Below are 20,180 nucleotides of genomic sequence, written 5' to 3'. Positions count from 1 at the left end.
CTTATTAATTACAAAACAATGGTAATAGAATCTATCTTGTCTAACAATAAGCAAAAGAGTTTAATAAGTAGGAAATCGAACAATTTGTATTCTAATGGTTCGAAAAGCTTCTTTTTAAGGGGGATTGATTTTATGGAAGAGGACGTTCGAATATACAAGACTAAAAAAATATTTCAGAAGCACTAATTCTCCTCTTGAATGAAAAAGATTTCAATCAAATTACAATAAAAGAAATTTGTAGCCGTTCGTTAATTAGCAAATCCACTTTTTATAGTCACTTTGTAGATAAGTATGATTTGATGGAGAAAATAGTAAATAAATATGCCGTTTTTTTAAAAAATGAAATAAAATTACGCTTTAAGTCTGGGAATCAAGGCAATGTTGCTCAAGTACTTGAGATGATTATGGACCAAATTGCTGCAAATAAGACAGAGATTGCTACACTGTTAAATGTACATGTCCCTTTTGCAGATTTACGTGTTGAATTGGAGACAATTTTATACCAAACTTGTCTTTCTTACTTGAACGAAAAACTAAGCGATTCTAGTGCCTCTATTGACTATCTGGCTCAATTGTACACTGCTAATGCTATGGTACACATAAACTGGACTTTAAAAGGTGATAAGGATAGAAGTGCAATTGAGCTTGCCCATAAAATGCAACAGTATATTTTTGAACAGGTTCAAAAATAGATTACACTGTGCAAGCGGACTTCAACTACTCATTTTCGCAATTGAAACATCGCGGAATAATGGCATTCATATTCCAAGGGAATATATTCAGTACATCTCTCCATTAGGCTGAGAACATATCGCACTTACAGCGGATTATATTTGGAATTTAAATCAAAAAGTTAATTTTGAAAATTTACGGACATCAAGAAAAAATAGAATAAAGAAGCAATAAAAACACAGGGAAAATCATACTCTCTGTGTTTTTATCATTTAATAATATGTAAAATTATACCTTAACGTAAAATTTTCTTTTTTCGGTCGTGTGACCCCATATACAATAGGGCTTTTTTATTTGCAAAAAGCTAGAAATCATAATAAGAAATATACTTGAATTAGATTGAAAGGAGGTAAAACACCAAATTATCACTTGTAGGGGGCACTATATCATTTCAACATATCTCCGAAAATAAAGAAGCAACTAATTTAAATTAGATATGGATATAAAATTATTTTAATTTGATGGAGAAGTGTTGTGCACCGCTATTTAATAGACTATAGAAAAGGTATAAGTAATGGGTGTCATGGAAAAAAACGGGAAAATATAATAGGCTTAGAAAGAACTATTTATTACTGTCTAAAGGGGCGAGTTATATGAATGTTAAAATAGACGAAAAAACAATTACAACAGACCGGCTTTATATGAGAAAAGTACGTTTAGAAGATATTGATGATATTTATAACATCGTAAAACAAAATACAGTCGGTAAATGGCTTGCAGCATCTAGAGGGATGACAAAAGAAGAAGCAAAAATATATGTTGAAAAATTCGTAGATCATTGGAATCTATATGGCTTTGGTATATGGGCACTATTAAATAAATGTACTGGGGAAATTATAGGACATTGTGGCTTAAGATATGTAGATCAAAAAGAAGAGGAAGTTGAAATTATGTACCTTTTAGATCCTGCATCTTGGGGAAGTGGTTATGCAACAGAAGCTGCAAAAGCATCTATACAGTATGCTGCTAACTCGATGGAAATTAAAAAACTAATTGGGAGAATTAAAATTACAAATGATAAATCAAAAAAGGTATTGGAGACACTCGGGTTCCAATTTGCTTATAATAAGGATTATCCAGGGAAAAAACTATCCCATTATGAAATAAAATTGAAGTCATAAACAATTTTTAAGAACAAAATTCATGGAAATGTAATCAAATTCTTATATCCAATATTTATTTATGTACAAAAAAGCTAGTAGAATACTAGCTTTTTTGTCCTTCTTATAAGAAGGATTATGTTAATTAATCAGGTCGTTTGTTTAACAACAGTAATCCTTTTTACGTATGTAATCTTTGGTTAGTTTATGTTGTCTTCCGTTTTCGAATCACATGTCATCAATGCTTACGATAAGATAACTACATGTAGAAGAGGAAAAATTTCGTTTAGGGGATACTTTAAAATATTAGCTTGATGGGCATGTGGCTGTACCCCTATTACAGCAATCTTTTTTTGCTGGTTGTTATGATTTTAATCCAAGTATATGAGAGCGTAGAATTCATGTACATCAAGCTAATATAATATTTTGAAGTATCCCACATCTGTTTTCTTAGGTTGATGAGAAAGGGCAGGTACCCCATTGTATGGCTAACAACTAAAATGTCTTCATTTCATCACTTGTCCGAAGCCAATGTATCTCCCACGTATTAACTACACGTTTCTTGAGGAAGGAACCTTTTGTCTGAAAACAATAAAATATTATTAATTTTTGTAATTAGTAGAATTTTTTATAGAAAAAATTCTACTAATATATTAAAATAACAACGTATTATGTCAGATTTTAATTAGGGGAGAGGAAATTTTATGTTGAAAAAAATTATTCCAGTTGCTTTAGCAATAAGTACAATTACTTTTTCAAGTGCATTTGCTGCGCCTTCAGCGCAAGCAAGTACAGATTCAAATCGCTACATAGATGTACAAATGCTCGGTATTAACGATTTTCATGGGCAACTAGACACTGTAAAAAAAATTAACAATAAAGATGCAGGGGGAATCGAGTACTTAGGAGCTTATTTACGTGATCGTGAAAAACAAAATCCAAATACATTAAAGGTACATGCTGGAGATGTTGTTGGAGCAAGTACTCCTGTTTCAGCATTATTACAAGATGAACCTACGATTGAATTTCTAAATGATTTGAAATTCGATGTTGGAACCATCGGAAATCATGAATTTGATGAAGGCGTTGAAGAAATGAACCGTCTTATTTATGGTGGATATCATGAGAAAACAGGTAATTTTAAAGGAGCAAAATTCCCATATGTTGCCGCAAATTTTTATAATAAATCCACTGGTCGTCTATTTTTACCACCATTTACTATAAAAAAGGTACAAGGAGTTCCTGTTGGATTTATCGGAGTCGTAACAACAGATGTTCCTAACCTTGTTATGCCTACTATGCTAAAGAATGTAGAAATTACAGATGAAGTTGAAGCCATCAACAAATCCGTAAAGCAATTAAAAAAACTAGGAGTTAAATCTATCGTTGTTCTTGCACATAACGGGGGGACAACAGATGGAAATGGCGTAACAAATGGTGATATCGTCCGATTAGCAAATGAGACTGATCCAGAAGTCGATGTTATTTTTGGAGGACATAGCCACACTTATGTAAATGGGACTGTTAATAATAAACTTGTTGTACAAGCAAATTCTTATGGTATGGCTTTTGCTGATGTTGATGTAAAGATTGATCGTAAGACAAAAGATATTGTTGAGAAAAAAGCAGAAATTGTTACAACTTACCATGAAGGCATAGAGCCTGATAAAAAAATAAAGAAGAAGATGGAAAAATATCAAGAAAAAATCGCACCTCTGGTCAATGAAGTAGTAGGTAAGTCTATTGCTCCACTAGATCGCAAACTAAATACAGCTGGTGAATCTACCCTCGGAAATTTAGTTGCTGATGCTCAGCGTGCAACAATGCAATCCCAAATTGCTCTTATGAATCCTGGTGGTATTCGTAATGACTTAGATGCAGGTGATATTACATGGGGAGAGATATATGGTATTCAACCATTCGGAAATCAATTAATAAAAGTAAATTTAACGGGTCAAGACATTCGTGATATTTTAAATCAACAATGGCAAAAAGACATAACAAGAATGCTTCAAATTTCAGGAATCCAATACACTTGGGATGCGAACAAGCCTAATGGAGAAAAAGTAACAAATATTCGCTTAACAAATGGAGAAGAAGTTATTCCTTCTAAAACTTACAGCGTCGTTGCGAACGCATTTCTAGCTTCAGGCGGAGATGGATTTGTGTCCTTTAAAAACGGGAAAGATGCTGAAACAGGACCAACTGATTTTGAAGCATTAGTAGATTATATAAAAAAATCAAAAGAACCAATTCAGGCTATTATTGATGGAAGAATTCAAAAAATAAATTAGTTTTTTATAAATCTCAATAATAAATAGATTACCTGTGCGCTATACTTTTTAGTGTGCAGGTAATCTATTTTTATGGATTTGCAAACTATGGGAATACACCATAACACAAGGAAATGGAAAGAGGTCTCATTTAGATACTCTGATTTGTATGGTATTAAAGCCAATTCGGTAGACAATACAATTTCAGAAATCATTATTCTCACTTTGTAAGCACAAGTATTACACACCCAGTCTATTAACTGCTTATTGATAATATTAGATCATATGATATGTGTCGATGTCCGCTTAAAGCACTTAACAGTTTCTGCATCTGCCGGATGAGTTTAGTTAAATTAGTTTCCGATACATGTAGTCTATATTCACGATTCATTTATGCAAGAAACAATACATCTTCTACTAACTTTATGATGCGTTTTGAGTCACCGTACATAATATTTAGAACGTTATATAGCTGATTAGGTCGATTTGCTGTACCCCGTAATAATATATTTGTAAGTGGTGTTCTAAGTTCATGAGGGGCATCAGCAATAAAGAGACCATATTGCAAACTGCCACAATTTAAAACTTCATACAAACCACACATTAACTACACTACTACCACAAAGTAAAATTGTATAATTTATTTAATATCATTTATAACAAACATTCAAACATACTAATATTATGTAATACGGAAGTTTCGCTACAATAGAAGTAAACAAATAAGGGAGAGCGGATACTATGACAAGATTTGCGAATCAGCATGTAGAGAACACGATTTTAGAAGAGGATGTAGAGCTTTTAAAACTTATGGCACACCCAATGCGTTTAAAACTGATCAATGAGCTTTCAAAACATAAAACACTAAATGTAACCCAAATGACCGAAATTTTAAACATTCCACAATCAACAGTTTCCCAACACTTATCTAAAATGAGAGGGAAGGTTCTAAGAGGGAATCGTCAGGGATTAGAAATTTACTATAGCATCGAAAACCAAAAGGCAGAAGATATTATGGGATTATTAGGACCGATACAATAAAATATTAGGCCTACCATTTAAAGAATCATTTATAATAAATAAAAGCCCTCCAAAACAAGGAGGGCTTTTATTTATTAATTTTTATTAACTATATTTTCAAAATTTGTTGATAAATACTGTTGTGATGATTAGCGAATAGTGAACATTTTAAGATTGGCCATATATTCTTATGATAAAATGCTTTAGAAAGCTTAAGAATTCTTAAGAACTTTTACCCTTTTTTTTTAAGGTTTGGACTCTAGAGTATGCTTATGGATTCTAAGCAGTGGGTATTAAGAGTGAAAAAATCTGTTTTCATATTTCTAAATATAATGAACTGGAAATCAGTTGGTGCAGCCCTTTTAAACTCAAAGTATCTTGGAGACAAAATGATTGAAGGAATTAATTTGAAGAGAGTAAAGTGAACTACTCGCCACTTAGCAAGCTTGAAGTGGGAGTTTCTCAGTTCCACGACGAAAGTAACCTTTCGTCTCCCTGAGCGTTACTTAGGGGTGTTCCACCCCTAGATGGCCAACACATGGATGCTCTATTGGTACGGTTGATATTTTACGCAGGAACCGAATGGCTTGGTTTTCGCACTCTATTTTCTTCCTGCAATCTTCTATATCAAGTTATCAAAGAACTCCATATAGCTAGTTTATCAAAAGTTTTTGGCTATGCCAAACCGAAATTCATCTCCCACTTATCGTTGGGCTACGCCCTTCACACGCTTGAGGAAGGAGAATTCTTTCGGGGAATACGTTAAATTGTCAAATATGGTCCAAGTACAGGTGCAATCATGGAAAAATTAATTAATAAAAGCAATCTCAAGATTATTATTTTATTTTTTGCTAAAAACAAAATTTAAAGAAGAAGGAGAATTATTAATTGTATATGGATCAACGGTAAAAATTGAACAAGATATTAGGGGACCAATATCAATTTAGTTATTTTTTGTCGTACGTTTGCAAGTTTAGATTATAGAGAAGTTAGAAATGTTTCACCTGTTTATGTCTTTAATTGTTCAATACGAGAAAAAATGTGGAGGAATAATATGGAGTCAAAAATTCTTATTATTGATGATGATAAGGAGATTAGAAATCTAATCTCTGTTTATTTGGAAAATGAAGGTCTGAAAACTCAAAAGGCAGAAGATGCTTTGGAAGCTTTACAACTGTTAGAAGAAAAGGAATTTGATCTTATTATTTTAGATATTATGATGCCGAATATGGATGGTATTGAAGCTTGTATGAAGATTAGGGAAGATCGTAATATGCCTATCATTATGCTATCTGCAAAATCTGAGGATATAGACAAAATTCAGGGTCTAGCCTCTGGTGCAGACGATTATTTATCAAAGCCGTTTAACCCATTGGAATTAATCGCTAGGGTAAAATCTCAATTAAGAAGGTTTAAAAAATACAACACGTCAATAGAACATAATAAAAGCATTCTAGAAATTGGTGACTTAACCGTGAATTCCGATACTCGTCAAGTATGGGTAAGGGGAAAAGAAACTAGGCTAACTCCAAAAGAGTTTGATATTCTCGAACTACTTGTCCGTAACAAAGGGATTGTCCTGAGTGTAGCAAAAATATATGAAGCAGTTTGGAAAGAGGTTTTTTATAAATCAGACAATACCGTCATGGTGCATATTACAAAAATAAGAGACAAAATTGAAGAGGATTCTAAACATCCCATTTACATTAAAACTATTTGGGGAATTGGTTATAAAATATGAAGAATGTTAGTTTTAGAAATAGGATAATTATAAAACTTCTTGGTGCTGTTGCAGTTAGTTTTTTTGTTTCATTTGGTTTAACAATCCTTATTTTGCAATACGTCATAGATCCATTTTTTATAAAACACGAAGATTTTGGCATGTTTGAATTCAGATTCGCAATGTTGTTCTTATTCACGTTCGCAATCTTTAACTTTATAATAATTTTTTTGATATTGGTTCGAAAGAAAATAGCATATTTGAAGCTCATTTCTGATAATGTGAATGATATTGCCAATGGAAAACTGGGTTTAACTATTGGGATTAACGGGAAGGACGAATTAACCCAACTTGCTCAAAATATCAATTATATGTCCAAGAAATTGGAAAATACATTTGAACAGGAAAGACGATTAGAACGTACAAAAAATGAACTTATAACCAATGTATCTCATGACTTACGCACACCGTTAACATCTATTATTGGCTATATAGATCTATTAAAAAGAGGGCAATATAACAGTAAAATACAATTACAAGAATACCTTGAAACCACTTATTTAAAATCACAGAGACTGAAATATTTGATTGATGAACTGTTTGAATACACCCGTTTATCAGGTATAGATGCTAATTTAAACTTTAATGAAGTCGATTTATCAGGTTTGTTGGAGCAAATAGTTGGAGAATACATTCCTATATTCGAAAAAGAAAGTTTAAGCGTTCAAAAATCAATCACGGAAGAAACAATACCTATTTTCATGGATATTGAAAAAATGGTACGTGTATATGAAAATCTGTTTATGAATGCGATAAAGTACAGCATGAAACCATCTGAATTATCTGTATGTCTTGAATTAATGGATAACAAAGCAATTTTGAAAGTATCAAATAAAGTCGAGAAACCGCCTGTTAGCGATCCAAATAAATTGTTTGAAAGGTTTTTTAGGGGGGACAAGGCAAGAAAAGATGACCAGGGAAATGGTCTTGGGCTTGCTATCTCAAAAAGAATTGTTGAACTTCATCATGGTAATATATATGCAGAATATAAAGACGGCTGGATGTCCTTCATTGTTGAACATCCAATTAAATAGAATGGCTTATGGAATTATAGTTTCCATAAGCTTTTTTTTATAAAAACTTAAGAAATCTTAAGGATTTTACGGGGTGTTTCCTAACTTTCATAGTTTATCATGGGTGTATTCAAGGTGATGAGGTGATTGAAGAAGATAAAATGAAAGTTTTCATTGTAGCTTTAAGGTGGATGCAAGATGACTATTTTGTTAGTAGCAAATAAAAATAGTAGCTTATTGTAATGAAATAGAAAGAACAAACGTAGGAGGATATATATGATAAAACCAGTTGTAGATGTAAAAAACATTCAAAAATTGTACGGTAAAAAAGGTGAGAATCAATCACACGCGTTAAAAGGTGTATCATTTTCGATTCAAGAGGGAGAGTTTGTTGGTATTATGGGGCCTTCTGGTTCTGGTAAAACAACATTATTAAATGTAATTTCAACGTTAGATACAGCAACGGGCGGTATTGTTGAAATTGCAGGTACTGATATTACGAAAATGAAGCAAGGTGAGCTTTCTGATTTCCGTTCGCAAAAATTAGGATTCATTTTCCAAGACTTTAACTTATTAGAGAATTTATCTATATATGAAAATATCGCACTCCCACTTTCACTTCAAGGTGTCTCATCTCGTAATATTGGAAAGAAAGTAGAAAAAGTAGCTGATATGTTAAGCATTACATCAATACTTCAAAAGTATCCTTCTGAAGTATCTGGTGGACAAAAGCAACGTTCTGCTGCAGCACGTGCGTTAGTGCATGAACCTGCAATTATTTTAGGAGACGAGCCGACTGGAGCTCTAGATTCTAAAAATGCAACGAGTTTACTTGATGCCATGACAAGCTTAAATAAAGAGCAAGGTGTATCCATTATGATGGTTACGCATGATCCTTACAGCGCAAGTTACTGTCAGCGTATTTTATTCATTCAAGATGGTGAGTTATATAAAGAAATTCATCGCGGTGGTACCCGTGAAGAATTCTATAAAGAAATTTTAGACGTGCTTGCAAACTTAGGCACACAAAAAGCGTAAGGAAGGAAGTTCAATCATGTTATTTAAACTTTCTATGTCAGGCCTAAAAAGTAAGTTGCAAGATTACATTGTTTTACTTGTTGGTCTTATTGTCTCTATTTCAACTTTTTATATGTTTCAAACGCTAGCATCCAATAAAACGTTCCTTGAATCTAACTCTTCTATTAGGGATATTGTGTCTGTATTTAAAATTGGTTCCTTTTTGTTAGCGGTTATCACATTTTTCTATATTTTATATGCAAATTCTTTCTTATCAGCTCTTCGTCAAAAAGAATTTGGTATGTATATGATGTTAGGAGCAAAAAAACATAAAGTTACCTTACTTATGTTTATCGAAACAATCATATTAGGTGGCACATCTCTTTTGATAGGAATTACAATTGGTGTAGGACTTGCAGAAGGTATTGGTCAACTATTAATGAAACAACTCGAGTTTGCAGGCGAAGGTTATAAAGCATTTTATCTGCCATCTATAGCTATTACTTGCGTTTTCTTCTTTGCACTATTTGTATTATCAGCAATTATGAATAGTATTAAATTTTCTCGTATTTCTGTACTTCAACTTGTACATGCAGATGAACAAACAGAACGTGTTGCCATAAAAGGAAAAATGACCGTTGTAATTGCATTCCTTGGTATTCTTTTATTAGGTATTGGTTATGCATCATTGATTTATATGTCATATGCAAATTCTCTAATTGTTTTGGGGCTAATGGCCGTTGGATTAATTTCAGCAACTGTTGGTACTTACTTAATATTCGGATCACTTCTCCCAGTTATGATTAACAAGCTAAAGAGTAATAAAAAACATAGTGAAAAAGGCCTCAATGCTTTTACTTTTGCACAATTAAATTTCCGCATTAATGGTCTAACAAATGTGCTTGCAACAGTAGCAATCTTAGTGGCTCTTGGTGCTGGTGGAATTGCTTGTGGTATGGCATTTAAAAACAACATCCTAAACATGACAGATCAAAGAGAAATTTACGATTCAGTCATTCATAATCCAACAGCGGAAGAAAAGACAATTTTGGGTGGTATCTTATTTCAAGAAAAACTAGAATATCATTACAAAGTGGATGATAAGTATGTTTATTATCTTAAAGAAGATGTAGAGAAAAATCGCCCTTTCATACAAGGTATGAACATAGAGAAAGTTTCAGAGGAATTACCCATTGGTGCATTTTCAATAAAACGGGCTAAAGGAGAGACATATACAAAACAATGGATCCTGGCTTTCAGAACGATCCAGCCCAATTATCTATATCCTGATTATGAAATGAAAATTGTAGATCAAAACATATACGATGGGTTGAAGGGTAAAGAAAGTACTGTATTTATGGGGAAAACAAATGATTTTGGATCATACATAAAAGAATGGAAAAAACTTGATGAATTACAAATAGCAAAATATAAAAATGTGAAAGCGGAAGAATTGGACAGTAAGTATCAAGCATATATTATGGGTCATGATTTTGCCAGCGGACTAATGTTTATGGGTTTCTTCGTTGGAATTGCATTTTTAGCAATGATGGCAAGTTGCTTAATGTTTAAAGTTCTGTCGGGAGCATCAAAAGATGTAACACGTTATCAAATGCTTCATAAAATTGGTGTCCGCCGAGAATTATTAAAAAAATCAATTTATAAAGAGTTATTCTTCATATTCTTATTCCCAGCAATTGTGGGGATTACTCATATATTAGTTGGTATGAACATGTTTAGTCCTCTTGTAATCGATCCGTACGCTCGCATTTGGTTACCACTTGTTATTTTTGTAGTGATTTACTCGGTTTACTACTTGATTACAGTTCAATTATATAAAAGAATTGTACTTCCGAAAGAGAAGTAATAAGTATATAATTTTTAACTATAGATCGTTCAATATTTTCGACTTTATAATTTAAGAATTGGATAAGAAATACTTAAAAAGACCTAAAACTAATTGTTAATGTTTTGGGTCTTTTATATTTAAAAACGTTGATTTTATTTTAAAATTTCTAGTCTAAATAGTTTGGAGTTTCATGTCCTTGTACAACAAAAAAGGGATGTGAAAAGATATGATAGTAGGAACTTATTTTATAGTGTAAAATGCTAAATTATCTACAGATACATTGCATTTAGTAGCCATTTTCTTGTCCATATATATATCGAGACAAGAAAATGGCTACTTTGTTAAACGAAGACACCAAAGTGGTTACTTTGTAAAAATAGTATATACTAATTAAGTGTGAAGTTAAAAATTAATTTTATATTATTAACAAACATAGTTATGAAGCATCTATTTTCTTGACCCATTAGGAGGACATGAAGATCTATACCTATGTTAATTTCTTTCGTTCTTATGTTGATGGGCATAGGAGAGGATTTCACAAATATAAAATAATATTGACAATACAATATTACAAGTGTAATATTCAGTTACGGATTACAAATGTAATCTGAGGGAGGTATAATTTAAACTAATGAAAGAATTACCTAAAATTTCAGAAGCTGAGTTAGAAGTAATGAAAGCACTGTGGTCAAAATCTCCACAAACGGCAAATGAAGTGATTGAAGAGTTAGAGAAGAAAATGGATTGGAAACCTAAAACGATTCGAACACTAATTAATCGATTAGTTCACAAAGAAGCAGTTGCTTACCATCAAGATAAAGGGCGTATGTACGCTTATTATCCTTTGGTTTCGCAAGATAGTTATTTGCAAGTAGAAACAAAATCTTTACTTAAACGCTTCTATGGTGCAGCATTTAAGCCCTTGCTAGTAAATTTCTTGAAAGAAGAAAAGCTGTCTTCAGAAGACATTAACGAGCTTAAACGTATCCTGGATGAGAAAACTGAGGAAAATCAGAGGAAGGATAGATCATAATGACAGAAATGTTAATTAATGTATATCTCCCTCATTTTTTCGATTGGTTGATAGAGACCTCTATTATGGCGAGTATATTAGTGGGCCTAATCCTATGTATTAAGGTCTTGTTTAGAAATAAGTTAACTCCACGTTGGCAATACATGCTATGGATCATATTAATAATAAGACTGGTATTACCTTGGTCGCCAGATAGTTCCTATAGTATCTATTCTGTTCTTACATACAAGAATGAGGATGCATTCATTTCTAGCCGAAACCCTGTAGCTATTTTTCTTTCAACAGAACGCATGCAAGAATTGAAAGGTATAGACGATACAAAGGTTCTCACAAAAGAAGATAATCATACCTCAAGTTCAACACAACCTAATCAGTCACACAAGACACAAACACACAATAATGAAAAGCAGGATGATGAGACGATTCCATTCTATACAATCTGTATATACATTTGGCTTACAGGCGTTATTTTTCTAAGCTTTGCTACTTTTATAATGAACAGGCGTTTACTCCTTTACATACAAAAACAACCTGTTATTAAAGATGAGAAGATTGTCCAGATTTTCGAAAAGTGTAAGCAATCTATGTCTGTTCAACGAGATATCCCTTTACTTGTATCTGGAAAGGTTTCCAGTCCAACAGTGTTCGGATTTTTTCGGCCAAAGTTGTTATTGTCAACTGTACATATGAAAATATTAGATGAATATCAGTTACGCTATATTTTTCATCATGAATTAGCTCACATCAAACGAAGAGATGTTGGTGTGAATTGGATTATGCATGGCTTACTAATTTTAAATTGGTTTAATCCCATTCTATGGTATGCCTACTCATGTATGCGGGAAGATCAAGAATTAGCATGCGATGCATTAGCCCTTACATATATAGATTCAGAGGAACAAATTGCGTATGGACATACTATTATTAGTCTTTTGGAACATTACTCAAGTAATTATAAAGTACCGAGTATGGCCAATTTCAGTAAAAACAAAAGGATGTTAAAAAGGAGAATTTTAATGATTAAAAAATTCCAAAAAAAATCGTATCGTTGGTCTGCACTAGGGGCTATAGCAGTTATTGCTGTATCATCTGTATCCTTATTAAATGCCCGTGCTGATATGTCAACTAATCCTGAGAAAAAACAAATAGAAGTGAAAAATAATATGAAAGAATTAAAAACACAACCTGATATTCCTATACAGCAAATTGTAGAAAAAATGATTGGTACAAAAGAACAAGCAGAATCAGAATTTTTAATTACCGAAGGAGAGTACAATATTTTCCTTACAGAACTTGAAGTGGCGCGAAACCTGTTTACGAAAGAAGAATTTAAACGGTTTATTGAATTAGAAACAGAGTCATATACTTTGAGTAAAAAAATAAGGTTAGTGGGGAATCCTGACAAATTAGCTCCAGAGGAACAGAACAAATTTAAGGATAATGAAAAAGAAATTGAACCATTTAGAAGGAAAATTTATTCGGATTTTAGATTAACTAAAAAGGAAGCACAGAAGTATCTTGATTTTCAAATTAAGACACCACCTGTTGCAGTAAATGGGTTTAAACTAGCTGGTGAAGAAGTTCAAACTTCGTTGTTTCCTGGTAGGAAGAATCCCGTTATTGTTTCTGAATATCACAGAGGAGATTCATTGTCTTGGTATGTTGTGAATCAATCTGTAGTTAGAGATAAAGAAGAAAACCCATTTTACGGGATAATGGAAGAGAGTGAAAAAATAACAAATTATAAATTAGAAGGTGCAAACCTTACTTTTGCAGAATCGTCTGAAAGTATAACGAAGTATATGGAAGCAATTGTGCCTGCAAAAGGAAAGAATAGCACTTATCAAGTCATAATACTTGCAAATGATGTTAGTAAAGAAGAATTAGAGAAAGTTATGCTGTCATATATAAAATAAAAAATAGAGTCTGAGGATCCTGTTCCTGAGGCTCTATTTTTTTGTTTAAACGAAACCTTTAAGTGAAAAGAGAAATTAGTATAGTCTACATAATGAGAAAGTAAGATGAAATTTACTTTTGTTAGCTTGATTGAGGCGGAAAAGTATTATATAAAAAATAAAAATTTAATACATCATTTGAATCAAGGTAGACATATTGTATGGAGAACAGGAGGGAGTATGATTCAAAAGAAGTAATAGCAGAATACATCACCAATGCCCCTGTTAGCAACTGAAATTGTTGTATATTAAATTTGATTAAGTAATTCTTATAGTAGTGGTCCTCACATACTCATCCAGCTGAAAAATTGTATACATAAAACAGAAAACATCCTTTCTCTATATTTCTACAAGAAGAATAACGCTTTCTATGAATTATGGGTATAAAATTATCTTAGGTTAATAGTAATGTGACGCTTCTCCTCTATAAACAAAGACGAAGTTTTCAAGCAGACTCCATCTTTTCGGCGTACAATGAATTAGAACAATTATTAGTAACTGACTAAAATTTAACTTTGTAACTGAACGTTCCATTTCTTATAAAAATAAAATAATTGAAAGAGCACTATAGCAACAGAAACAAACGTAATAAGCAAAAAAGTAGTTAATTCTAATTGTACAGAAGATAATATAAATAAAGCTAAAGCAACTAAAGGAATTGAAAAAACGGAATTATAAAATCGTTTTTTATGTATTGAATTATACTTACTAGTTTCATACCTATTATTAACCACTAATAAATCACCTCAATACCTTAGTTATATGTAAATTTATTGTAAAAATGGTAAGGGAATTGATATAAATATATTATCATACAATCCCTAGTGCTGTCTGAAAATTACGATTGTTTATACTTTGAAAGAATATTAAATTCTTTTTATTGATACCTAAAAATATTTAAAACAATATATTGGGTTCTGTTACAAAGATTCTCAAAAAACGTTAAACTCTAGAAAAAAGATCATGAGGAGAATACTGCGTAGGATATTATTTTCGGGATTTTTGGTTTAATAACTGAAAACTTAAGCTCTACAAACGAGAAAGTTTGGTGATTTGTCAACCATTCTCGTTTACTATCAATTAATATAAAATCTTAAGTTGATGAATTAAGGGTACAGCCACATGCCCATCAAGCTAATATTTTGAATACCCCATCACCATCAAGCTAAGGGTATCATGACGGTATATCGAGTGTATTTTTGGGGGATTTCTACGACTACACTAAAAATGTGCATAACAAATAAACCTACGAAAAGGTGTTTTGAAAAATATTATGCGACTTTGAAACTCTTTAACAACGTACACTCATACATAACGCCGAGGATATCAAAGACTGTTTTCTTTTCGTAACGATGAGATTTCCGTCCGTTTTTCTCTAAAAGGTTAAACAGACGTAGGAAAATCTTTGATAATTCTTGGGTGCCCCTTTGTAATTCTTGGTAAAACAATAGATAATAATTCTTTATCAGATGAGGATTCGGAGTTAATTTCCATTTTAAGAGAAAGACGTTCTAGATCCACAGCAAGTGAAAAGAAAAAAATTAGTTTAAAGGATTTATCTTTATTAAGTTGGGCGGGGGATGGAGTTGTAGGACCGGATAGATTCTTTAGAACTGCGCCTTCTGCAGGGGCTTTGTATCCTTGTGAATTATATATGTTAAGTCTAAATACTGAACTGGAGCAAGGATTATATCACTATAGACCAAGTATACATAATCTAGAAGTTTTAAAGGTAACTGATATTAATTTAGATTAATTGTTTTTATCTAATGCTGGATTAGAAAGTGTATCAGCTATTTTTGTTATGACATCTGTATATGATAGAGCCTATTTTAAATATGGTGAGAGGTCTTTTAGATTTGCTTTATTAGAGGCTGGAGCAATGGCACAAAACATTGGTTTGGTATCTACTAAGTTGGGGTATCATGCTACACCTCATAGAGGGGCATCTGATATTGATTTAGAAAAATTTATTGGTATAGACGGCAAAACGGAATCAATCGTTCATATTGTAGCTATCAATAATTAAAGAGGTTTTAGACATGCATTATAATGTAAAATATAAACAACGTATGGGAGAAATTATAATTTTACCAGAATCTGAAGAAGACGATTATATAAAGTTTTATTTATTAACGGGAACTAGGGAAGATGAAGTAGTAGGGTTAGCCCACTTATATGAACATTTATTAGTAGATCAGGTAGAGGAGAAATACTCGACCGGGATATATGCATACACTAATAGAGATGTTATTTGTATTAAAATTATGCCTGATAAAGACAATTGCGCTGTATTAAAGTACTTGTTACAAATTACAACTGATGCTGTATTTGACATTTTAAATAAGAGTTATTTAAAACATACACAAAGTTTAATTGGACAAGAACTAGCATTAAAAAGTGCTAATATGAGCTACTATCTTCAAGATTCTCCATATGAAGCATTGTGGGATAGAAATGGGCTAGGAAAAGAGATGGACCATCCAAATGTTGATATTAGATGGGATATATTTAATTCTTATATAAATCGAAATAAAGCAAGCCAATTTTCAATTTTATTATCCCAGAAACAGTTGAATCACTTAAAAGACATATTTTCTCATATCGAAGTGGGAGAAAATGAAAATGTAGTTTTTAATAAAGATTCTTCCTGTAGCTACCTCCCAAAAGTAATTGATAAAAAACTGGGGAGTAACTTACCTACTAATTCAATGGTAAAAATTATGGGATATGGTCTGTATTTAAAAGGGTTTGAAGATAAAGATTTATATTATATTACTTTAATTTCAAGAATCATAAATAAAAAAATTCAAGTTTTGAGAAAATATAGTTGCTATCTAGCAATGTGTTACCCTATATTCCATAGAAATGAAGTTTCATTTTTTATAATGTACAGTTCTACAAGGAATCAAATGGATCAAGTAGATCAAAAAATAAAAAACATATTACAAGAGAATGTTACTGAAATGGATGTTGCTGAAATAAGTAATAATCTTAATAGCTTAAATGATAAGAAAGTACAAGAAATTCGTGAAGAAATGGCAGCTCTTTATTAAAACAGCTTATTTTTGAACGAATTTTCTTCCAAAACGGACATTAATCAAATAAATAATATATTAGGTATAATTAATTCCGAAACTATGGGAGAAGTAATATTTTCATAATAATTATTGTTGACTATAAATGGTAAATAAAAACAATATATAATTAAAAAATCGTTTTAAATAGATGTTTATGTAATATAAATATGCAATTATACATAATGTGGATATTATCGTTGTTTTTACTTAATCTTAATATTATAATAAATAAAGAATTAAACAACTACACAGGAGGAAATACAACATGAAAGAAATTATTGGAACTGAAAACTTAAAAAAATTAGATGAAAAAGAACTTCTTGAAATCGCTGGTGGCGGTAAGCCTTATGAGTACTCTGGTTCTATTATTGTAGGTGGAGCTATTCTAGTTGGTGCTGGAGTATTAGGTATCTTAAACGGCAAATCTAAATAAGAGCTGTGAATAATTAAAAATTGATATTCAAATAATAGCTTCCTAAGATTTGATAAAAATCAAATTTTAGGGGCTATTATTTATTATAGGAGATAAAAAATTGATGTTTGGATTTAGAAAAATAAAATATATTCAACAACATGATTTAAGAGATTGTGGTCCAGCCTGTATTGCAGCTATTTGTCACTATTATAAATCACCAGTTTCAATTTCAAAGATAAGAACATTAGCATGTACAAACCAGGAGGGAACTACATTAAAAGGTCTATTAAACACGTTTAAAGATTTGGGGTTTGAGACTGAAGCTTTCCGTGGTACTAAAGAATCTTTAAAAGAAATTCCTTTACCTGCTATTGCACATATTATTACTCCAGAAGGATTATTACATTTTGTGGTATTGTATAAAGTCTCAAATAAACATATTTCTATTATGGATCCTAGTGCAGGACTTAAAAAATATAGTTATGAAGAATTTTACAAATTATGGACGGGTATACTAGTGTTGGCGATTCCAAAAGAAATTCAATCCCATAGTTCGACATATCCTTCATTAAAAAGTCATTTATTCCAATTCATTTTAGCTAACAAAAGAATCCTAAGTTATATATTTATTTTATCTATACTATTTAATGCGATAGGTATCTTAGGAGCTTTTTATTACAGTTATTTAATTGACGTTATATTACCTCAATACTTAACGGATACATTGGGGATTGTATCCATTTCGGTAATTATATTATACATTTTAAGAGTATTTATTAATTACTCTAGAACGTTGCTGTTATTAACATTAAGTAAAAATATGGATATTGAACTAATGCTTGGTTACTACAATCATGTAATAAAATTACCAATCATATTTTTTGAAACAAGACGAGTTGGGGAAATTATATCTAGATTTTTAGACGCTTGTAAAATTAGGGAAGCAGTATCAAATGCAGCAGTTACTTTATTAATTGATACTATAATGCTTATTATTGGGACATATTTATTATATTTACAAAATAAACAGCTATTTTTAATTACATTATTATTTATTCCTGTATATGTACTAATCATATTTTGCTTTCAAAAGCCATATGAACGGTTGAATAAAAAAGAAATGCAAAACGCAGCTTCATTAAATTCTTATTTAGTAGAATCCTTAAAAGGAATTTTAACCATAAAATCTTATGTAGCTGAAAATATAGTACGTACAAATGTAAAAGAGAAATTTTTAGATTTGTGGATAATTGTTCTAAAAAAAGGGGAAATTATCGGATTACAAGATTCAATAAAACAAGGGGTTCAATTAATTGGAGGCGTTCTTATCTTATGGATTGGCGGACATGAAGTTTTAAAAGGGAATATGACTATAGGTCAGTTAATTACATATAATGCACTGTTGTTATATTTCTTACAGCCCATTGAAAATTTAGTTCGTTTACAACCTAGCATTCAAAGTGCATTAGTTGCTTGGGAACGTGTCCAAGAAATCTTAGAATTAGAGCCTGAATGTAACAAAAATATACAAAAGCGCTCGTTGGATGAGATAAACGTTATTAAAGCCAAAAATATTTCTTTTGGATATGGATTTCAAAATAATATCTTAAAAGACGTTTCTTTTGAAATAAAAAAAGGGCAACATATTGGCTTCGTCGGTGAGAGTGGGTCTGGAAAAACCACCATAGCTAAAATTCTTTTAAAATACTATAAGTTTCAAGAAGGTGAAATTTTATTTAATGACATATCATGTAATAAAATAAATGAAAAAGATTTAAGAAAAAAAGTTATTTTTCTCTCCCAAGAATCTTTCTTTTTTGAAGGAACTGTATATGAAAATATTTGTTTTGGTTTGGATTATAAACCAACATTAGAACAAGTAATTACTATAGCTGAAATGATGAATGCTCATAAATTTATTAATAGTATGCCTCTAAAATATCAAACAATAATAGAAGAAGATGCTTCAAACTTATCAGCTGGACAAAAACAAAGACTTTCCTTAATAAGGGCTATATTAATGGATCCAGAAATGTTAATTTTAGATGAAGCTACAAGTAATTTAGATTCAAAAACAGAACAAAACATCTTATTATCATTACAAGATTTAAAAGAAAAAGGATTAACTATTATTTCTATTGCCCATAGATTATCAACAATAAAAAAATGTGACCGAATTTATGTTTTAAATAATGGCCAAGTTTTAGAACAAGGAACACATGCAGAATTAATCCAACATAATCAAGAATATCAAAAATTATGGAGAAACCAATTTCTAAATGAAGAGGAAAATAATAATTTTATAAGTATATAATTAGGTTACCGCCCCATCTCTATCAAGTTAAGAAGAAACGCTTCTCCAAAACGATAAAAATGAACTTCAATGCTATAAAAATACAAAATTTTTGTTTAGGGGATACTTTAAAATCTTAGGTTGATAGCGATGGGATGGGACCCTTATAAAAAAAGACACCCAAAGGTGCCTTTTCCAATAGTTTTTAGCAGAAGCAACTGCATCCGATAATGATTAATAGAATAAATAATACAACTAGTAAAGCAAATCCTCCTGCAAAACCACAGCCTTCGCCGCAACTACCACCATATCGTTCCTCCTTTTAGATCAGAGGGTAAAACTAGGATTCATTCCATGCATTTAATGGGTTCACTTTACCTTATGTTTTGAAGAATTAATTGAGCAGGTCCTTTAGAAAATAAAGAAAAGACACCATAAGGTGCCTTCCTCAGACTTGAACCACTTTAATTTTAATACTATGTATTGGACTCCCATCCAAATATTAATCAAGCTACTATTACCATTATTTATATAAGTTTACATATTAAGTTATATGTTCTGTTGTAAAATTATAGTTATTTTGTATTTCACTAAAAAAACCAATATTTGTAACAAAACTA

At 31.4% G+C, this 20,180-nt stretch carries 15 protein-coding genes and 4 pseudogenes; 16 read left to right on the top strand and 3 right to left on the bottom strand.

Translation table 11 applies throughout. The features are described 5' to 3' along the window. The first annotated feature begins 132 nt into the window (after positions 1-132). The 4 genes and pseudogenes from KZZ19_RS28220 to KZZ19_RS28205 all read left to right on the top strand — a co-directional run bounded on the left by KZZ19_RS28220 (position 133) and on the right by KZZ19_RS28205 (position 4,126). Positions 133-692: pseudogene (locus tag KZZ19_RS28220) on the top strand (TetR/AcrR family transcriptional regulator). Continuing rightward, positions 664-906: pseudogene (locus KZZ19_RS28215) on the top strand (hypothetical protein); the annotation flags it as partial. The pseudogenes KZZ19_RS28220 and KZZ19_RS28215, both read left to right, overlap by 29 nt. Before the next feature lie 419 nt (positions 907-1,325). Further along, the gene (locus KZZ19_RS28210; RefSeq protein ID WP_226546354.1) at positions 1,326-1,853 is read left to right on the top strand and encodes a GNAT family N-acetyltransferase; all 528 of its coding nucleotides are present in this window, start codon (positions 1,326-1,328) and stop codon (positions 1,851-1,853) included. 683 nt (positions 1,854-2,536) lie between these two features. Further along, the gene (locus tag KZZ19_RS28205; protein WP_237982504.1) at positions 2,537-4,126 is read left to right on the top strand and encodes a bifunctional metallophosphatase/5'-nucleotidase; all 1,590 of its coding nucleotides are present in this window, start codon (positions 2,537-2,539) and stop codon (positions 4,124-4,126) included. Between the two features lie 370 nt (positions 4,127-4,496). Here the strand turns inward: KZZ19_RS28205 and KZZ19_RS28200 are convergent, their stop codons facing one another. Further along, positions 4,497-4,709: a histidine kinase dimerization/phospho-acceptor domain-containing protein gene (locus KZZ19_RS28200; RefSeq protein WP_237982503.1), complete on the bottom strand. Its 213-nt coding sequence runs from the start codon at positions 4,707-4,709 to the stop codon at positions 4,497-4,499. A 137-nt stretch (positions 4,710-4,846) separates the two neighbouring features. On the opposite strand from KZZ19_RS28200, the gene KZZ19_RS28195 reads away from it, so the two are divergent. The 7 genes from KZZ19_RS28195 (at position 4,847) to KZZ19_RS28165 (ending at position 13,733) form a co-directional block, all read left to right on the top strand. Further along, the gene (locus tag KZZ19_RS28195; RefSeq protein ID WP_226546359.1) at positions 4,847-5,146 is read left to right on the top strand and encodes an ArsR/SmtB family transcription factor; all 300 of its coding nucleotides are present in this window, start codon (positions 4,847-4,849) and stop codon (positions 5,144-5,146) included. Positions 5,147-6,179: 1,033 nt separating this feature from the next. After that, positions 6,180-6,866 carry a response regulator transcription factor gene (locus tag KZZ19_RS28190; RefSeq protein WP_226546360.1) on the top strand — a complete coding sequence of 229 codons (687 nt, stop codon included), beginning with the start codon at positions 6,180-6,182 and terminating at the stop codon, positions 6,864-6,866. Beyond that, the gene (locus KZZ19_RS28185; RefSeq protein ID WP_219919326.1) at positions 6,863-7,939 is read left to right on the top strand and encodes a HAMP domain-containing sensor histidine kinase; all 1,077 of its coding nucleotides are present in this window, start codon (positions 6,863-6,865) and stop codon (positions 7,937-7,939) included. Before KZZ19_RS28190 ends, KZZ19_RS28185 begins: the two co-directional genes overlap by 4 nt. A gap of 255 nt (positions 7,940-8,194) precedes the next feature. Beyond that, a complete protein-coding gene (locus KZZ19_RS28180; protein WP_348638046.1) occupies positions 8,195-8,956 on the top strand; it encodes an ABC transporter ATP-binding protein in 762 nt (253 codons plus the stop codon). A gap of 16 nt (positions 8,957-8,972) precedes the next feature. Continuing rightward, positions 8,973-10,802: an ABC transporter permease gene (locus tag KZZ19_RS28175; protein ID WP_348638069.1), complete on the top strand. Its 1,830-nt coding sequence runs from the start codon at positions 8,973-8,975 to the stop codon at positions 10,800-10,802. A 613-nt stretch (positions 10,803-11,415) separates the two neighbouring features. After that, on the top strand, positions 11,416-11,817 hold the full coding sequence (locus KZZ19_RS28170; RefSeq protein WP_237982554.1) for a BlaI/MecI/CopY family transcriptional regulator: 402 nt from the start codon (positions 11,416-11,418) through the stop codon (positions 11,815-11,817). Beyond that, a complete protein-coding gene (locus tag KZZ19_RS28165) occupies positions 11,817-13,733 on the top strand; it encodes a M56 family metallopeptidase (protein WP_237982555.1) in 1,917 nt (638 codons plus the stop codon). Before KZZ19_RS28170 ends, KZZ19_RS28165 begins: the two co-directional genes overlap by 1 nt. A 1,310-nt stretch (positions 13,734-15,043) precedes the next feature. Here KZZ19_RS28165 and KZZ19_RS28160 read toward each other — a convergent pair. After that, a pseudogene (locus tag KZZ19_RS28160) lies at positions 15,044-15,244 on the bottom strand (IS4 family transposase); the annotation flags it as partial. Here KZZ19_RS28160 and KZZ19_RS28155 point away from each other — a divergent pair. From KZZ19_RS28155 to KZZ19_RS28135, 5 genes are all read left to right on the top strand, one after another. Further along, positions 15,178-15,528: a hypothetical protein gene (locus tag KZZ19_RS28155; protein WP_237982556.1), complete on the top strand. Its 351-nt coding sequence runs from the start codon at positions 15,178-15,180 to the stop codon at positions 15,526-15,528. The pseudogene KZZ19_RS28160 and the gene KZZ19_RS28155 sit on opposite strands and share 67 nt — an antisense overlap. Positions 15,529-15,576: 48 nt before the next feature. Further along, positions 15,577-15,801 carry a nitroreductase family protein gene (locus KZZ19_RS28150; RefSeq protein WP_237982557.1) on the top strand — a complete coding sequence of 75 codons (225 nt, stop codon included), beginning with the start codon at positions 15,577-15,579 and terminating at the stop codon, positions 15,799-15,801. Positions 15,802-15,814: 13 nt separating this feature from the next. After that, positions 15,815-16,828, top strand: coding sequence for a hypothetical protein (locus KZZ19_RS28145; protein ID WP_237982558.1), 1,014 nt, complete (start codon positions 15,815-15,817; stop codon positions 16,826-16,828). 289 nt (positions 16,829-17,117) lie between these two features. Beyond that, on the top strand, positions 17,118-17,285 hold the full coding sequence (locus tag KZZ19_RS28140) for a hypothetical protein (RefSeq protein ID WP_237982559.1): 168 nt from the start codon (positions 17,118-17,120) through the stop codon (positions 17,283-17,285). Positions 17,286-17,388: 103 nt separating this feature from the next. Then, positions 17,389-19,581 carry a peptidase domain-containing ABC transporter gene (locus tag KZZ19_RS28135; RefSeq protein ID WP_237982560.1) on the top strand — a complete coding sequence of 731 codons (2,193 nt, stop codon included), beginning with the start codon at positions 17,389-17,391 and terminating at the stop codon, positions 19,579-19,581. Positions 19,582-19,765: 184 nt separating this feature from the next. On the opposite strand, the pseudogene KZZ19_RS28130 reads toward KZZ19_RS28135, so the two are convergent. Then, positions 19,766-19,870: pseudogene (locus tag KZZ19_RS28130) on the bottom strand (YjcZ family sporulation protein); the annotation flags it as partial. Positions 19,871-20,180 lie beyond the last annotated feature (310 nt).

Origin of the sequence: Bacillus thuringiensis, assembly GCF_022095615.2 — a bacterium.
Classification (GTDB): Bacteria; Bacillota; Bacilli; order Bacillales; family Bacillaceae_G; genus Bacillus_A; species Bacillus_A cereus_AG.
This window is presented reverse-complemented; position numbering and strand designations above follow the sequence as displayed.

Coding starts and splice junctions, on each gene's coding strand:
- KZZ19_RS28210 (WP_226546354.1), top strand. CDS start 1,326: ATGAATGTTAAAATAGACGAAAAAACAATTACAACAGACCGGCTTTAT.
- KZZ19_RS28205 (WP_237982504.1), top strand. CDS start 2,537: ATGTTGAAAAAAATTATTCCAGTTGCTTTAGCAATAAGTACAATTACT.
- KZZ19_RS28200 (WP_237982503.1), bottom strand. CDS start 4,709: ATGTGTGGTTTGTATGAAGTTTTAAATTGTGGCAGTTTGCAATATGGT.
- KZZ19_RS28195 (WP_226546359.1), top strand. CDS start 4,847: ATGACAAGATTTGCGAATCAGCATGTAGAGAACACGATTTTAGAAGAG.
- KZZ19_RS28190 (WP_226546360.1), top strand. CDS start 6,180: ATGGAGTCAAAAATTCTTATTATTGATGATGATAAGGAGATTAGAAAT.
- KZZ19_RS28185 (WP_219919326.1), top strand. CDS start 6,863: ATGAAGAATGTTAGTTTTAGAAATAGGATAATTATAAAACTTCTTGGT.
- KZZ19_RS28180 (WP_348638046.1), top strand. CDS start 8,195: ATGATAAAACCAGTTGTAGATGTAAAAAACATTCAAAAATTGTACGGT.
- KZZ19_RS28175 (WP_348638069.1), top strand. CDS start 8,973: ATGTTATTTAAACTTTCTATGTCAGGCCTAAAAAGTAAGTTGCAAGAT.
- KZZ19_RS28170 (WP_237982554.1), top strand. CDS start 11,416: ATGAAAGAATTACCTAAAATTTCAGAAGCTGAGTTAGAAGTAATGAAA.
- KZZ19_RS28165 (WP_237982555.1), top strand. CDS start 11,817: ATGACAGAAATGTTAATTAATGTATATCTCCCTCATTTTTTCGATTGG.
- KZZ19_RS28150 (WP_237982557.1), top strand. CDS start 15,577: ATGACATCTGTATATGATAGAGCCTATTTTAAATATGGTGAGAGGTCT.
- KZZ19_RS28145 (WP_237982558.1), top strand. CDS start 15,815: ATGCATTATAATGTAAAATATAAACAACGTATGGGAGAAATTATAATT.
- KZZ19_RS28140 (WP_237982559.1), top strand. CDS start 17,118: ATGAAAGAAATTATTGGAACTGAAAACTTAAAAAAATTAGATGAAAAA.
- KZZ19_RS28135 (WP_237982560.1), top strand. CDS start 17,389: ATGTTTGGATTTAGAAAAATAAAATATATTCAACAACATGATTTAAGA.